The sequence below is a fragment of the Paraburkholderia terricola genome (assembly GCF_003330825.1).
Taxonomy (GTDB): Bacteria; Pseudomonadota; Gammaproteobacteria; order Burkholderiales; family Burkholderiaceae; genus Paraburkholderia; species Paraburkholderia terricola.
Map to the genome: position 1 here is coordinate 2,795,753 of NZ_CP024941.1, position 13,315 is coordinate 2,809,067.

The window sequence follows — 13,315 nt, forward strand, 5'->3', positions numbered from 1 at the left end:
CCCACCGGGCCAGACGGATCAACGGAATTTCAACAACGACAACTGGGCCGGCCTTAGCTGCGCTGAGCCGCGACCACCACGATTTCGACGAGGCACTTCGGGTTCGCGAGCGTGGCCTCGACGGTTGCGCGCGGCGGCGTGGCGCCTTGTGCGACCCACTCGTCCCACACGGCGTTCATGCCGGCGAAATGCACCATGTCCGAGATGTAGATCTGCACCGACAGCAAATGCGACTTGTCGCTGTTCGCCTCAGCCAGAAGACGGTCGATGTGGCCAAGCACCTCGCGCGTCTGGCCCGTGATGTCCTGATCCGTGTCTTCGGCGATCTGGCCGGCCAGGTATACCGTGCCGTTATGTACGGCGATTTCCGAAAGGCGCTTGCCGACGTGATGACGAATGACTGCCATGAAGAATCCCGAGGTTCGTTGAAAATTGATCGAAGATGCGTTCCGCGTTGCGGCCGATGAACGAAGCCGCGATGAGCGCCGCGCGGAACTGCATATTATGACGCGTCGGCGGGCGGGCCGATAAAGAACCGCCTGGCAATCTCGATCTGATCGGCCGACAGAAACGCCGGCGCATGCCCGACCCCGGGAATCTCCACGCTCGATACGGCGCGCCCGACCTCGACCATCTTCGCGACGGTTTCGCGCGACAGCAAATCGGACTGCTCGCCGCGCGCCACCAGCACCGGCCCCTGGAACGCGGCCAGCGAATGCCATAGCGCGGCTTCGCCCAGCTTCGTTGCTTCCTCGGTGGTCGCGGCAAACGGCTGCGCAATGCGCGGGTCGTAGCGGAATTGCCAGCCGCCGTTCTGCTCGTGCAGCAGCGGGGTATTGATTTCGCGCCACTCGTCCGGCGTGAGCGGGCCGAACGTTTGCGCGAGCAAACCCGCGTAGTCGATGCCTTGCTGCAACGTTTCGAAGCGCACCGGCTTGCCGAGGTAGTCGCCGATGCGCTGCACCGCCACCGGCTCCAGATGCGGACCCACGTCGTTGAGCAACAGCTTGCGGATCGGCGTGTCGGCCAAGCCGGCCAGCGCGAGCCCGATCAGGCCGCCCATCGACGTGCCGAACCAGTCGACCGTTTCGACGTTCAGGCGCGCGATCAGCGTGACCATGTCGGCGACGTATTGCGGCACGCCATAGAAGTTGGGGTTGGCAAGCCACGACGACAAGCCCCGCCCCACCACATCGGGACAGACGACGCGATACGTGCCGGCGAACTGCGCCGCGACGCGGTCGAAGTCGCGCCCCGAGCGCGTCAATCCATGCACACAGAGCAGCACGCGCGGATTGGCCGGGTCGCCCCATTCGGTGTAGGCAATGCGGTGCAAGCCACCAGGACTCGCGCACTGCACATAACGTTGACGCGGCGCGAGCGGCGCAGCGGCGGAAGCGGGCGTTGCGGTCATTGGAGTTCCTTGCAAAAGCGCTGCGGATCTGGCGTGGGCAAAGCGGGAATCAATCGGCGTCCAATCTGCGAACGATTGTAAACCGCTTTGCCGCGCCGCACGGATCGGCCACACGGCATAGGACTGGCCGAGACTCGCCAGGAACAATCCGATTGCGCCAAGACAAAGCGGGCGAGACTCACGCCTCGCCCGCCTGCTTTTGCCGCGCCACCGCCGCGCGCCGGCCACGTCGACCGGCGGCGCAGCGACAAGCCGTTCAACTCACCGCGCTCACATCGAGCGGCGCGCCCGTCTTCGCCTTGATTTCCTCGATGGTGACACCCGGCGCCAGTTCGGTCAGCTTCAGACCGTCTTCCGTCACCTCGATCACGCCGAGGTCGGTGATGATCTGATCGACCACGCCCACGCCCGTCAGCGGCAGCGTGCATTCCTCGAGGATCTTATGCTGGTCGCCCTTCGCGACGTGCTCCATCAGCACGACCACGCGCTTCACGCCCGCGACCAGATCCATTGCGCCGCCCATGCCCTTGATCATCTTGCCGGGGATCATCCAGTTGGCCAGATCGCCCTTCTTGCTGATCTGCATCGCGCCGAGAATCGCCAGGTTGATGTGGCCGCCGCGAATCATCGCGAACGAATCCGCCGACGAGAAAATCGACGAACCCGGCAGCGTGGTCACCGTCTGCTTGCCGGCGTTGATCAGGTCGGCGTCCACTTCTTCCTCGGTCGGCGAGGGGCCGATGCCGAGCAAGCCGTTCTCCGACTGCAGCCACACTTCCATGCCGGCCGGCACGTGGTTCGCCACCAGCGTCGGCAAGCCGATGCCGAGGTTCACGTAAAAACCGTCCTGCAATTCCTTCGCCGCGCGCGCGGCCATTTGGTCACGAGTCCATGCCATGATCAGTCTCCTTTCGCGCGGACGACGCGTTGTTCGATGCGTTTTTCCGGATGCGCATTCAGCACGATGCGCTGCACGAAGATGCCCGGCGTATGGATCGCGTCCGGATCGAGTTCGCCCACCTCGACGATTTCCTCGACTTCCGCGACGGTGATCTTGCCGGCCATCGCGCACATCGGATTGAAGTTGCGCGCGGTGCGGCGGTAGATCAGGTTGCCCGACTTGTCGGCCTTCCACGCCTTGACGAGCGCGACGTCGGCTGTGAGCGAATGTTCGAGCACGTAGTGGTTTTCGCCGAACTGGCGGGTTTCCTTGCCCTCGGCGATCAGCGTGCCGAAGCCGGTGTTCGTGAAGAATGCCGGAATGCCCGAGCCGCCGGCGCGCAGCTTCTCGGCGAGCGTGCCTTGCGGGGTGAATTCGAGCTCGAGCTCGCCGGCCAGATACTGCCGCTCGAACTCCTTGTTCTCGCCGACATACGAGGAAATCATCTTTTTGATCTGGCGCGTTTCGAGCAGCAGGCCCAGGCCGAAACCGTCCACGCCCGCGTTGTTGCTGATGCACGTGATGCCCTTCACGCCCGAATCGCGCAGCGCCGCAATCAGCGCCTCGGGAATGCCGCACAATCCGAAGCCGCCGACGGCGAACGTCTGCCCGTCCTTGACGATGTCTTTCAGCGCCTCGGCGGCGCCTGGATAGACCTTGTTCATCAGTATGTCCCTTCCTTTATGGAAATCCGAAACCGGATCAATGCGCTCGGCATGACGTTTTGGGGCAAAACCCACACGTCATTCTAGTCATCCGCGGCGGACCGTGCGTTCAGCCCGGAGGTGCCTCGCGCCCATGCCTGCCGCGGATCGCTTCGCCGCGTTGTGATGTGCCCGAAAGGGTACGCTGCGCGCGCCATGCGGCACAATACGCAAAAATACATAAGTACTTGCCGCCAACCCATGCCCGCACTGGATTATCAAACCGCCTTTCACCTCGCCCCGATCGGGCTCGTGCTGTCACGCGAACGGATTATCGAAGACTGCAATGACGAACTCGCGTCGATTTTCGGCTGCCCGCGCGAGGCGCTGCTCGGCCAGTCGTTCCAGGTGCTGTATCCGTCGGCGGACGAATTCGAGCGGATCGGCGCGCGGATTCCGCCGATCATGACCGCGCAAGGCAGTTACGCGGACGACCGCATCATGAAGCGGGCCAACGGCGAACTGTTCTGGTGCCACGTGACGGGCCGCGCGCAGCGGCGCGCCGATCCGCATGCGGCGGGCGTCTGGACCTTCGAGGACTTGAGCGCGACGCGGCGCGTGGCGGTCGAACTGACGCCGCGCGAACGCGAAATCGCCGCGCAACTGGTGACGGGGAAAACCAGCAAGCAGATTGGCCGGGTGTTGGATATCAGCCCGCGCACGGTCGACGTCTACCGGGCGCGGCTGATGCGCAAATACGATACGGGCAACGCCACCGAGCTATTGCAGAGACTGCTCGGGCATTGATTGAAAACGCGGGCGCGAAACCTCGCGCTCAAGCCGCGTTGACCAGCGCGGCGCGCTCGATCGTGGCGCGCAGCAGATCAGGAACCGGCACCGACTTTCCGGCCGCGTAATCGATCCATACGCAGCGCGCGGCGCCGCGCGCGTACACGGTGTTCGGATCGTCGGCGCGCACGAGCTCGAAACCGGTATCGAAACTGCTGCGCCCCGGCGTGGCCACGGTCATCCGGCCGATCACCTCGCCGGGATAGTGCAGTTGCTTGAGAAATTCCATCGACGCGTTGACGATCACCGGCCCCTGCCCGTCGGCGTTGCTGCCGGCAAGACCCAGTTGCTCGAACCAGGAAATGCGCACCTGCTCCATGTAGCGGAAATAGACCGTGTTGTTCACGTGGCCGAATGCGTCCATGTCACCCCAACGGATCGGCATCGACATCTCGAAGACTGCGTGGAAATCGCTCATCGTACTTCTTTGAAGGATTGAAACCAGGTTGAAGCCGGCGCACCGACCGGCGTGAAGCGCGCTCAGGCGAGCCCGAAGCCGTCGTCGGCGGCGATCACCGAGCCGTTGATGAACTGTGACTCGTCGGCCGCGAGCAGCAGCAGCAGACCGTCGAGATCGTCCGGCTTGCCGACGCGATGACGCGGCAGCATCGACACCAGCTTCTGCCCCTGCTCGGTCGACCAGTGATGGTGATTGATCTCGGTGTCGATATAGCCGGGGCAAATCGCGTTCACGTTGATGCCGTGCTTGCCCCACTCCAGCGCCATCGCTTTCGTCATATGGACGACGGCCGCCTTGCTCATCGAATACAGGCCGATTTGCGGCAGCACGCGCAGGCCCGCCATCGACGCGATATTGATGATCCGGTACGACGGTTTCTGCGCGCTGTTGCCGCGCATGATCATGCGCTTGGCGACTTCCTGGGCGACGAAAAACGCGCCGCGCGTGTTCGTATCGAACACGTATTCGAAGTCGGCGGGCGTGACTTCGGAGAGCTTTTGCGTGGTCGAGACGCCCGAATTGTTCACGAGGATGTCGATCGTGCCCGCCTCGGTTTCCGCATGGGCCACCGCCGACTTGATGCTCTGATAATCGGTCACGTCGAGCGAAACGACGTGCGCCGCGCCGCCGGACGCCTCGATCTCGGCGCGCAATTCCTTCAGACGCTCGGTACGCCGGCTCGCCAGCACGACCTTCGCGCCCGCTTGCGACAACACCTGAGCAAAGCGCTTTCCCAACCCGCTCGAGGCGCCGGTGATCAGCGCGACCTTGCCTTCCAGATTGATCGAACGGCCCATTGTCGTTCCTTGTTCGGTTGTGGTTGCAGATACGATTGACAGGTGCGGTAGGACCATCGCGGCGGGTCGATACCGTATCCCATTAATAGAACGATCGTGCTAATGTCGGCTCGTCAGGTTGCAGTGGTTCAGGTCATCACCCACAATACGAACCCGAAAAAAGCATTCTAACGGTAAGAGGAGCATCAATGACCCCCGCAAGTCTCATTGAGCAGTACGGCCCGCGCGAGTCGATGGAATACGACGTCGCGATCGTCGGCGGCGGCCCGGCCGGCCTGTCGGCGGCTATCCGCCTGAAGCAGCTGGCGGCTGCGAAAGGCGTCGAGCTTGGCGTGTGCGTGCTGGAAAAAGGCTCGGAGATCGGGGCGCACATCCTCTCGGGCGCGGTGATGGACCCGCGCGCGATCACCGAACTGATTCCCGACTGGAAGGAACAAGGCGCGCCGCTCACGGTGGACGTGACCGAGGACCGCTTCCTGTTCCTCACCGAAACCGGCTCGAAGAGCGTGCCGGCCTGGGCGCTGCCGGATAACTTCAGGAACCACGGCAACTACGTGATCAGTCTCGCGAACGTCACGCGCTGGCTGGGCACCATGGCGGAGGCGGCGGGCGTCGAGATCTTTCCGGGCTTTCCGGCTGCCGAGATCCTTTACCACGACGACGGCTCGGTCAAGGGCGTCGCGACCGGCAATCTCGGCATCGGCAAGGACGGCCAGCCCACCGAGAACTTCCAGCTCGGCATGGAGCTGCATGCGAAATACACGCTCTTCTGCGAAGGCGCGCGCGGGCATCTGGGCCGTCAGCTGGACGAGAAATTCCGGCTGCGCGACGGCGTCGATCCGCAGGTCTACGGCATCGGCATCAAGGAACTGTGGGAAATCGAGCCGTCGAAACACAAGCCGGGTCTCGTGATGCACACCGCCGGCTGGCCGCTGAACACCGATACCTACGGCGGTTCGTTCCTCTATCACATGGATAACAACCAGGTGGTGGTGGGCTTCGTGGTCGGCCTCGGCTATACGAACCCGTATCTGTCGCCATTCGAGGAATTCCAGCGCTACAAGACGCATCCGGCGATCCGCGGGTTTCTGGAAGGCGGCAAGCGCGTCTCGTATGGCGCGCGGGCGATTACCGCGGGCGGGCTGATGTCGCTGCCGAAGCTGGTGTTCCCCGGCGGCGCGCTCGTCGGTGACGACGCGGGCTTCCTGAACGCCTCGCGCATCAAGGGCAGTCACGCGGCGATCAAGACCGGCATGCTGGCCGCCGAGGCGGCGTTCGATGCGGTGCAGGCCGGCCGTCGGAACGATGAACTCACGGCGTACCCGGAGTCGTTCCGCACATCGTGGCTGCACACCGAACTGCATCGCGCGCGCAACTTCAAGCAGTGGATGAGCAAGGGCCTGTACCTCGGCACGCTGATGGTCGGCATCGAGCAGAAGCTGTTCGGCGGCAACGTGCCGTGGACGCTGCATCACCAGCACGCCGATCACGAGATGCTCAAGCCCGCTTCGCAATGCACGCCGATCACGTATCCGAAACCGGACGGCAGGCTGACGTTCGACCGGCTGTCGTCGGTGTTCATCTCGAACACCAATCACGAAGAGAACCAGCCGGCGCATCTGACGCTGAAAGACCCCACGGTGCCGGTGAACGTGAACCTGCAGACCTATGCCGGTCCCGAAGCGCGCTACTGTCCGGCCGCGGTCTATGAATTCGTGAAGACCGACGACGGCGGCGAGCGCCTCGTGATCAACGCGCAGAACTGCGTGCACTGCAAGACCTGCGACATCAAGGACCCGACGCAGAACATCGTGTGGGTCACGCCGGAAGGCGGCGGTGGGCCGAACTATCCGAACATGTGAGTCGGCGCGTTGTTTGCAGCACGCGGTGCGGGTTCGCTGACCGCGTGCGAACCCCCTTCGACGAACGTGGGCATCGCCGCGTCGTCAGCAGAAAACCAGAACCTTTGCCACAATGCCCCATCGCGCGAAAGCGCCCGAAATGGCATGTGAGCAGACAATGATCCCCTTCTCGGTCCTGGACCTATCGCCGGTCATCGCTGGCGCGACACCTGCCGACGCATTCAGGAACACGCTGGACCTCGCCCAGCACGCGGAAAACTGGCACTACCACCGCTACTGGCTGGCGGAACATCACAACATGACCGGCATCGCCAGCGCGGCCACTTCGGTGGTGATCGGCTACGTGGCCGGAGGCACCCAAAAGATTCGCGTCGGTTCGGGCGGCGTCATGTTGCCTAATCACGCGCCGCTCGTCATCGCCGAACAGTTCGGCACCCTCGCCTCGCTCTACCCCGGCCGGATCGATCTCGGCCTCGGCCGCGCGCCAGGCACCGACCAGAGCACCGCGCGTGCGCTGCGCCGCGATCTGCAAAACAGCGCCGAGTCTTTCCCCGACGACGTGGTCGAGCTGCAACGCTATTTCGCCGACCCGGTGCCGGGCCAGCGCATTCGCGCGGTGCCCGGCGCCGGGCTGAACGTGCCGCTGTGGCTGCTCGGCTCGTCGCTCTTCAGCGCGCAACTCGCCGCGGCGCTCGGTCTGCCGTTCGCGTTCGCGTCGCATTTTGCGCCCGACCATATGCTCACGGCGCTGCGGGTGTATCGCTCGCAATTCCGGCCCTCGGCGGCGCTCGACAAACCGTATGCGATGGTCGGCGTCAATCTGTTCGCCGCCGATAGCAACGAGGAAGCGCAGCGCCTCTTCACGTCGCTGCAGCAGCAGTTCATCAACTTGCGGCGCGGCACACCCGGTCAATTGCATCCGCCGGTCGAGCGGCTCGAGGCGTCGGAGATGGAATTGAACGGCGTCGCGCATTCGCTCGCCTGCACCGTGCTCGGCGATCGCGATGCGGTACGCGCAGGACTGCGCTCGATCATCGATCAAACCGGCGCGGACGAATTGATGCTCACCGCGCAGATTTACGATCACGCGGCGCGGCTGCGCTCGTTTGAAATCGGCGCGCAAGTGCGCGATGAGCTGAGCGCCGGCGACTAACGGCGCTATCAAAAGAGGACGGCCGTATCGGCAACGGCCGTTTTCTCTTTTGCCGATTCGACGGCTATCCGCGACACGAACATCGGAACACCACGCGCCAGGGCTCCCGCACGATGTTCGGATAGTCAGCGTCCAAAGCGAAGTTCTCGCCCCACCCCGGCCTCAGCCGGAGTTCAACGACTCCCCACCCCCGCCAACCCATCCAGCAACGCCTGATGAAACGCCTGCGGATCCTGCATCTGCGGCGCGTGCCCCAAGTCGGCGAATTCGACCAGCGTGGCGTGCGGAATCGCCTTCGCCGTGGCCTTGCCCAGTTCCGGGTAGCGACCGAGCTTCGCGCGCACGTCGGGCGGCGCGGCGTCCTTGCCGATCGCGGTCGTATCCTTCTGGCCGATCAGCAAGAGCGTCGGCGTGCTCAGTTGGCCGAGTTCGTACACCACCGGCTGCGTGTAGATCATGTCGTACAGCAGCGCCGAATTCCACGCGACGATCTGCTTGCCCGGACCGCGATACAAACCCGCCAGCATCTGCACCCACGGTTCATAGTCGGCGCGCCACTGGCCCGCGTAATACGTCGTCTGCTCGTAGCGGCGAATGCCGTCGGCGGTGGTCTTCAGTTCGCGCTCGTACCACTGGTCCACCGAAAGCGACGGCACGCCCTTCGCCTTCCAGTCCTCGAGGCCGATCGGGTTGACCAGCACCAGTTGCCGCGTCTCGCGCGGATACATCAGCGCGTAGCGGATCGCGAGCATGCCGCCGGTCGAATGACCGATCACGGTCGCGTCGCTCACGCCGAGCGATGCGAGCAGCGCATGCGTGTTGCGCGCGAGTTGCTGGAAACTGTACTGATAGTGTTCCGGTTTGCTCGACTTGCAAAAGCCGATCTGATCCGGCGCGATCACGCGATAACCGGCGTCGCTCAGCCGATGGATGGTCGCATCCCACGTCGCCGAGCAGAAGTTCTTGCCGTGCAATAGCACGACGGTGCGGCCGTTCGCGCGCGCCGGCTTTACATCCATATACGCCATGTGCAGCGCCACGCCTTGCGAGGTGAAGTCGTACTGCTCGACCGGCGCCGGGTAATCGAAGCCCTGCAACTCGGGGCCGTAAGCGGGACCGGCGTTGTCGGCGGCGGCGATGGTGGCGATGGTGGCGATGGTGGTGCTGGCGGCGCTACCCGGCGCGGAAGCGGAGCCAGCGGAGGCGCCAGCCGAAGCGGCGAAAACAGCCGGCGCCGCGCTCAGCACGCAGGCGCTCAAGAAAGCGATCAGGGAATGACGACGGAAATTCATCGATAGGTTTTCTTGCAAAAAGAAAGAAGCATGCGGCACCGACGCGCGGGCAAACCGGCGCTGGACCGTGGGGGTGCGGACGATTCTACGACGCGCCGCCGGACTGCGCAGCCGCGCGGGCGCGGCGCATCGGCGCGCAGGCCGCTGCCTTGCCCGGCTGGGCACGCATATTGCGACCGCCTCACTTCGCGCGCTATGTGGCGTGGCGCACGGATCGCCGCGGTGCAACGGTCGATCGTGCGCGAGTCGAGCGAGCGCCCGGCATCCGCACAATTCACACTATTCGCTCGCGGCAAATCGGGTTAGAAGTAGCGCACGCTCCGCGAAGACGGGGCCGCCTGACAGTGCGGATCATGAATGGAGGGCAAGCAAGCAGACCATCCGGGGTAGAGAAACAGGCGAGTGATTGCATGGGATCGGAGCGCGCTGCGTGGGACCGGAGTAAGTGCTGAAGCACTAACTCCGGATCGACATAAGCGCTAAAGCGCCAACTCTGATCGACCGCGCTGCATGGGATCAGAGTAGGCGCTAAAGCGCTAACTCTGATCGACCGCGTTGCATGGGATCAGAGTAAGCGCTAAAGCGCTAACTCTGATCGACCGCGTTGCATGGGATCAGAGTAAGCGCTAAAGCGCCAACTCTGATCGACCGCGTTGCATGGGATCAGAGTAAGCGCTAAAGCGCCAACTCTGATCGACCGCGTTGCATGGGATCAGAGTAAGCGCTAAAGCGCCAACTCTGATCGACACAGGAGACAGATATGAGTACCCCGGAACGGCTAAACGATCTGCAACGCACCACCCTCGCCATCGTCCTCGCAGGCGGACGGGGCACGCGGCTCGGGCCGCTCACCAACAAGCGCGTCAAGCCGGCCGTGCACTTCGGCGGCAAATACCGGATCATCGACTTCGCACTCTCCAACTGCCTGAACTCCGGCATCCGCCGCATCGCGGTGGTCACGCAGTACAAGGCGCACTCGCTGTTGCGCCACATGCAGCGCGGCTGGAGCTTCCTGCGCGGCGAATTCGGCGAATTCATCGACCTGTGGCCCGCGCAGCAGCGCGTGGAAGGCGCCCACTGGTATCGCGGCACCGCCGACGCCGTGTTCCAGAATCTCGACATCATCCGTTCGATCCGGCCGAAATATGTGGTGGTGCTGGCGGGCGACCACATCTACAAGATGGACTACACGCGCATGATCGCCGACCACGCGGAAAGCGGCGCGGATTGCACGGTGGGTTGCATCGAGGTGCCGCGCATGGACGCGGTGGCCTTCGGCGTGATGGCGGTGGATGAAAACCGCCGCGTGACCGGCTTCGTCGAAAAGCCCGCCGATCCGCCGGCGATACCGGGCCGCCCGGATACGGCGCTCGCCAGCATGGGCATCTATGTGTTCAACGCCGATTATCTGTACGCGCTGCTCGAGGAAAACATCTCCACCGTCGACACGGATCACGACTTCGGCAAGGACATCCTGCCGCGCGTGGTCACCCGAGGCATGGCGATCGCGCATCCATTCAGCATGTCGTGCGTGTCGTCGGACCCGAACGTGGAGCCGTACTGGCGCGACGTCGGCACGATCGACGCCTACTGGGCCGCCAACCTCGATCTCGCGTCCACCATTCCCACGCTCGACCTCTACGATCGCAGCTGGCCGATCTGGACGTATCAGGAGCAGTTGCCGCCCGCCAAGTTCGTGCGCGACATGAAAGGCTTGCAGGGATCGGCCACCAATCTGATCGCGTGCGGCGGCTGCGTGATTTCGGGCTCGCAGATTTCGCGCTCGGTGCTGTCGTCGAATGTCAAGGTGAGTTCGTTCTGTAACATCAATGAGGCAGTCTTGTTGCCGCAGGTCACCGTCGGCGCGAGCTGCCGGCTGCAGAAAGTGGTGATAGACCGCGGCTGCGCCATTCCGGACGGCACGGTGATCGGCGAGGATCCGGCGCGCGACGCCGAACGCTTCTACCGCACCGACGACGGCGTCGTGCTGGTCACGCCCGAGGCGCTGCGGCAGGACGTGCGCTAAGGCGCGTCAAGGCAGCCGGCGGCCCCGCCGCGTTTGAACAGTAACCGACAGGAATAGATCGAGCCTATGACGATTCGCGCCCTGCACGTCGCAAGCGAGCTGTATCCCCTCCTCAAAACGGGCGGTCTCGCCGACGTCGCGGGCGCGCTGCCGCCCGCGCTGATCGAGCGCGGCGCCGACGCGCGGGTGCTGCTGCCCGGCTTTCCGGCGGTGCTCGCCGGTTTGGGCGACTTGCGTCAGATCGCGCAACTGGGCCGGCGCTTTGACGCGCCGGGAGTCACGCTCGAACAGGGCACGCTGGCGTCGAACGGTCTGATCGTCTACGTGATCCGCGCCGGCACGCTGTACGACCGCCCCGGCAATCCGTATCTGAACGACGAGCACGTGCCCTACGGCGACAACGCGCAGCGCTTCGCGCTGCTCGGCTGGGTCGCCGCGCAACTGGCGCAGCAGCTCGATCCGGCGTGGTCGCCGCAAATCGTCCACGCGCACGACTGGCATGCGGGGCTCGCGCCCGCCTACCTGAAAGCCGCCGAGCGCCAGCATGGCCGTCCGCTCGCGCGCAGCGTCTTCACGGTGCATAACCTCGCGTATCAGGGCATATTTCCCGCGCACCAGTTTGGCCAACTGGCGCTGCCGGACGATTTTTTCAACATGCACGGCGTCGAGTTCTACGGACAGTTGTCGTTCCTCAAGGCGGGCCTCTACTACAGCGACCGCACCACCACCGTCAGTCCGACCTACGCGCGCGAAATCCAGACGCTCGCCCAGGGCGGCGGACTCGACGCGTTGCTGCGCCATCGCGCGCACGACCTGAGCGGGATTCTTAACGGCGTCGACTATACGGTGTGGAATCCCGCCGGCGATGCGCTCATCGACAATCACTACAGCCCCACGCGCCTCGCCGGCAAAGAGGCGTGCAAGGAGGCGCTGCAAAAGCGCTTCGGCCTCGCGCAGAAAAGCGATGCGCTGCTGTTCGGCGTGGTGAGCCGGCTTACCGAACAGAAAGGTCTCGACCTGCTGCTGGAGGCGGTGCCCGAGATCGTCAAACGCGGCGGGCAACTGGTGGTGTTCGGCACCGGCGACCCGGCGCTGGAGAACGGCTTGAAGCGTGTCGCGCAGACGCATCCTGAATCGGTGGCGGTCGAACTCGGCTTCGACGAAACGCTCGCTCATACCATCGTCGCGGGCAGCGACGTGATCGCCGTGCCGTCGCGTTTCGAACCCTGCGGGCTGACGCAGCTTTACGCGCTGGCTTATGGATCGCTGCCGCTCGTGCACGGCGTCGGCGGGCTGGCCGACACGGTGATGGACGCCTCGCTCGAAAATCTCGCCGACGACCTTGCCACCGGCTTCGTCTTCGAGCGCTTCGAGCCGAAGGGCATTGCCGCCGCGATCCGCCGCGCCTTCGCGCTGTATGGCCGGCGCACCGAATGGAAAGCGGCGCAGCGGCGCGCGATGCGCCAGGACTTCGGCTGGGGCGCGTCGGCCGAGCGCTACCTGGCGTTGTATCGCGAGTTGGCGTGAGCGTCGGCGCCGCGACGTTAAGCTGAGCGAGGCGCCGACGCGCCGGACACCGCGTTCCGTGCACGATCGACCGCATTGATGCGCGCGGCACCAGGTTCGCGCAACGCATGCCATGCTCGCGAGGCGCCGGTTTTCACGCACGCCTCACCGACAGACTGCCGGGTCGACTGCCGGCATCCCGTCGTCCCCCATCACTGCGCCGCGTTTGATGGTTCAGCGCAACAACCCGTTGGCCGGGCCAACTCGCGCGCGGCAAACTCATGTATTGTTTCCTGACTACGCAGACCGTGCACTTTTCTTGCATCATCTGAAGCAGTCACGCCGCACGAGGCGCCCGGCCCGAAGCCGGTT

General features: G+C 64.4%; 12 protein-coding genes. 5 read left to right on the forward strand and 7 right to left on the reverse strand.

Annotated features, from left to right (window positions below; all coding sequences use genetic code 11):
- Positions 1-53 precede the first annotated feature (53 nt).
- The 4 genes from CUJ90_RS12380 to CUJ90_RS12395 all read right to left on the reverse strand — a co-directional run bounded on the left by CUJ90_RS12380 (position 54) and on the right by CUJ90_RS12395 (position 3,019).
- On the reverse strand, positions 54-407 hold the full coding sequence (locus tag CUJ90_RS12380) for a RidA family protein (protein WP_073430554.1): 354 nt from the start codon (positions 405-407) through the stop codon (positions 54-56).
- Positions 408-502: 95 nt separating this feature from the next.
- On the reverse strand, positions 503-1,414 hold the full coding sequence (locus CUJ90_RS12385) for an alpha/beta fold hydrolase (RefSeq protein WP_114162883.1): 912 nt from the start codon (positions 1,412-1,414) through the stop codon (positions 503-505).
- A gap of 256 nt (positions 1,415-1,670) precedes the next feature.
- Positions 1,671-2,312 (reverse strand): CoA transferase subunit B, encoded by a 642-nt coding sequence (locus tag CUJ90_RS12390; RefSeq protein WP_114162884.1) that lies wholly within the window; start codon positions 2,310-2,312, stop codon positions 1,671-1,673.
- Positions 2,313-2,314: 2 nt separating this feature from the next.
- Complete coding sequence (locus tag CUJ90_RS12395) at positions 2,315-3,019, reverse strand: CoA transferase subunit A (protein WP_073430557.1); 705 nt, start codon at positions 3,017-3,019, stop codon at positions 2,315-2,317.
- Positions 3,020-3,259: 240 nt separating this feature from the next.
- Between CUJ90_RS12395 and CUJ90_RS12400 the strand changes: the two genes are divergently transcribed.
- Positions 3,260-3,805, forward strand: a complete 546-nt coding sequence (locus tag CUJ90_RS12400; protein ID WP_073430558.1) for a LuxR C-terminal-related transcriptional regulator — start codon at positions 3,260-3,262, stop codon at positions 3,803-3,805.
- A 28-nt stretch (positions 3,806-3,833) separates the two neighbouring features.
- On the opposite strand, the gene CUJ90_RS12405 is transcribed toward CUJ90_RS12400, so the two are convergent.
- Positions 3,834-4,265, reverse strand: coding sequence for an acyl-CoA thioesterase (locus CUJ90_RS12405; RefSeq protein WP_073430559.1), 432 nt, complete (start codon positions 4,263-4,265; stop codon positions 3,834-3,836).
- A gap of 62 nt (positions 4,266-4,327) precedes the next feature.
- Entirely contained in the window at positions 4,328-5,104 is a 777-nt protein-coding gene (locus CUJ90_RS12410) for an SDR family oxidoreductase (protein WP_073430560.1), read from the reverse strand.
- Positions 5,105-5,292: 188 nt separating this feature from the next.
- On the opposite strand from CUJ90_RS12410, the gene CUJ90_RS12415 reads away from it, so the two are divergent.
- Positions 5,293-6,966, forward strand: a complete 1,674-nt coding sequence (locus CUJ90_RS12415) for an electron transfer flavoprotein-ubiquinone oxidoreductase (RefSeq protein WP_114162886.1) — start codon at positions 5,293-5,295, stop codon at positions 6,964-6,966.
- Positions 6,967-7,123: 157 nt separating this feature from the next.
- Positions 7,124-8,119, forward strand: a complete 996-nt coding sequence (locus CUJ90_RS12420; protein ID WP_073432469.1) for an LLM class flavin-dependent oxidoreductase — start codon at positions 7,124-7,126, stop codon at positions 8,117-8,119.
- Between the two features lie 173 nt (positions 8,120-8,292).
- Here CUJ90_RS12420 and CUJ90_RS12425 read toward each other — a convergent pair whose 3' ends face one another.
- Complete coding sequence (locus CUJ90_RS12425; protein WP_114162888.1) at positions 8,293-9,411, reverse strand: alpha/beta fold hydrolase; 1,119 nt, start codon at positions 9,409-9,411, stop codon at positions 8,293-8,295.
- 760 nt (positions 9,412-10,171) lie between these two features.
- Between CUJ90_RS12425 and glgC the strand changes: the two genes are divergently transcribed.
- Positions 10,172-11,437 carry a glucose-1-phosphate adenylyltransferase gene (glgC, locus tag CUJ90_RS12430; RefSeq protein WP_114162889.1) on the forward strand — a complete coding sequence of 422 codons (1,266 nt, stop codon included), beginning with the start codon at positions 10,172-10,174 and terminating at the stop codon, positions 11,435-11,437.
- A 66-nt stretch (positions 11,438-11,503) separates the two neighbouring features.
- Positions 11,504-12,964 (forward strand): glycogen synthase GlgA, encoded by a 1,461-nt coding sequence (gene glgA, locus CUJ90_RS12435; RefSeq protein WP_114162891.1) that lies wholly within the window; start codon positions 11,504-11,506, stop codon positions 12,962-12,964.
- Positions 12,965-13,315: the final 351 nt, after the last annotated feature.

Excerpts from the sequence above, each read along its gene's own strand:
- CUJ90_RS12425 (WP_114162888.1), bottom strand. The coding sequence starts at position 9,411 with ATGAATTTCCGTCGTCATTCCCTGATCGCTTTCTTGAGCGCCTGCGTG.
- CUJ90_RS12380 (WP_073430554.1), bottom strand. The coding sequence starts at position 407 with ATGGCAGTCATTCGTCATCACGTCGGCAAGCGCCTTTCGGAAATCGCC.
- CUJ90_RS12415 (WP_114162886.1), top strand. The coding sequence starts at position 5,293 with ATGACCCCCGCAAGTCTCATTGAGCAGTACGGCCCGCGCGAGTCGATG.
- glgA (WP_114162891.1), top strand. The coding sequence starts at position 11,504 with ATGACGATTCGCGCCCTGCACGTCGCAAGCGAGCTGTATCCCCTCCTC.
- CUJ90_RS12410 (WP_073430560.1), bottom strand. The coding sequence starts at position 5,104 with ATGGGCCGTTCGATCAATCTGGAAGGCAAGGTCGCGCTGATCACCGGC.
- CUJ90_RS12390 (WP_114162884.1), bottom strand. The coding sequence starts at position 2,312 with ATGGCATGGACTCGTGACCAAATGGCCGCGCGCGCGGCGAAGGAATTG.
- CUJ90_RS12405 (WP_073430559.1), bottom strand. The coding sequence starts at position 4,265 with ATGAGCGATTTCCACGCAGTCTTCGAGATGTCGATGCCGATCCGTTGG.
- CUJ90_RS12385 (WP_114162883.1), bottom strand. The coding sequence starts at position 1,414 with ATGACCGCAACGCCCGCTTCCGCCGCTGCGCCGCTCGCGCCGCGTCAA.
- CUJ90_RS12400 (WP_073430558.1), top strand. The coding sequence starts at position 3,260 with ATGCCCGCACTGGATTATCAAACCGCCTTTCACCTCGCCCCGATCGGG.
- CUJ90_RS12395 (WP_073430557.1), bottom strand. The coding sequence starts at position 3,019 with ATGAACAAGGTCTATCCAGGCGCCGCCGAGGCGCTGAAAGACATCGTC.
- glgC (WP_114162889.1), top strand. The coding sequence starts at position 10,172 with ATGAGTACCCCGGAACGGCTAAACGATCTGCAACGCACCACCCTCGCC.
- CUJ90_RS12420 (WP_073432469.1), top strand. The coding sequence starts at position 7,124 with ATGATCCCCTTCTCGGTCCTGGACCTATCGCCGGTCATCGCTGGCGCG.